Annotated in this window: 2 protein-coding genes; both read left to right on the forward strand. The window is 49.4% G+C overall.

The annotated features are described in order from the left end of the window. Positions 1–211: 211 nt before the first annotated feature. On the forward strand, positions 212–409 hold the full coding sequence (locus KOR42_RS27735) for a hypothetical protein (RefSeq protein ID WP_197441635.1): 198 nt from the start codon (positions 212–214) through the stop codon (positions 407–409). A 69-nt stretch (positions 410–478) separates the two neighbouring features. After that, positions 479–1,210 (forward strand): ATP-grasp domain-containing protein, encoded by a 732-nt coding sequence (locus KOR42_RS26270; RefSeq protein WP_197441636.1) that lies wholly within the window; start codon positions 479–481, stop codon positions 1,208–1,210. The last annotated feature ends 158 nt before the right edge of the window (positions 1,211–1,368 follow it).

Genomic DNA, 1,368 nt, shown 5'->3' on the forward strand with positions numbered 1-1,368 from the left:
ATGTCGAATCGTTACTCCCCAACCACTGGCTGGCAACGCACCCCCAACACCGCTGGAACATCGCCGAAAGAAGAAAACAAGAACGCGAAACCAAAGCCAACACCCCGTAGTTCACCATGCGCTTACCAAGGTTTCTGGATTGCGATCACATCCGGGCACGACTTAAAGCCTGTCGAAAGAAAACAGTCATTCAACTCCTGGAGATGAATTCATGAAGATCGGATTTGTAGTCAACGATGTCATGACGGAAGAGCCGGTGTATACAACGACGCGTCTCGCGATGCGCGCTGTAAAGATGGGGCATCAAAGTTTTTACCTTGGTGTCGGCGATTTTATCTATTCGACCGACGGATCGATTCAGGCACATGTTCGATCAGCGAATGGAGGGTCGTATGAATCTCTCCATTAATATTTAGGAGAAATACAGAGCGAAGCGACTGAGCCGAGGCGGATTAATCTCGATCAACTCGATGTGCTTTTGCTGAGGAACGATCCGTCCGATGATGCACTCGATCGTTCATGGGCTCAGACGAGTGGAATTCTTTTCGGGCAACTGGCTGCGATGCGAGGAGTAATTGTCTTAAACGATCCCTTCGGTTTGGCGAACGCCCTTAATAAGACGTACTTTCAGCATTTCCCGGAACAAGTGCGCCCGAAGACATGTATCAGCCGGGATATCCATGACATTAAAGAGTTTATTTCGAATCAGAATGATAAAGTCGTCATTAAGCCACTTCAAGGTTCTGGCGGGCAAAGCGTATTTCTGATCGGCGAAGATGAAAAAGCGAACCTGAATCAGATGATCGAAGCAGTCATTCGAGACGGCTACTGTATTGCTCAAGAGTATCTGCCGGGCGCAGTTGATGGAGATGTTCGATTGTTTGTCCTCAATGGGCGGCCCATGAAGAAAGATGGAAAATATGCGGCATTTCGTCGTCGGAATGACACTGGCGACGCGCGCAGCAACATGCATTCGGGCGGGAAAGGAGTCGAGTGCGAAGTCACAGAGAAGATGCTTGAACTGGTCGAGATGGTTCGTCCCAAGCTTGTGCGAGACGGAATGTTCTTGTGCGGGCTGGATATCGTGGATGATAAGCTGATGGAGATTAACGTTTTCAGCCCGGGAGGACTCGGGAGCAGCCAGGAATTGACCGGCGTCGACTTTACCGACGTCATTATTCGTGATTTGGAACGTAAGTTGCTGTGTTGAAAACAAATCACAGGTTTTGATCGTGGGCTAACAGCCCGTTGAAAAACTCGCATTGATGGGGGAGATGAATTATCTTTCAGCAGTTGGAGTTGATCAAGGAGGAAACGATGGCGTTGGGGCGACGGAAATCGGAAGTTCAGGGTGAGTTGTGGGTGGCA

The organism is Thalassoglobus neptunius (genome assembly GCF_007859735.1).
Classification (GTDB): domain Bacteria; phylum Planctomycetota; class Planctomycetia; order Planctomycetales; family Planctomycetaceae; genus Thalassoglobus; species Thalassoglobus neptunius.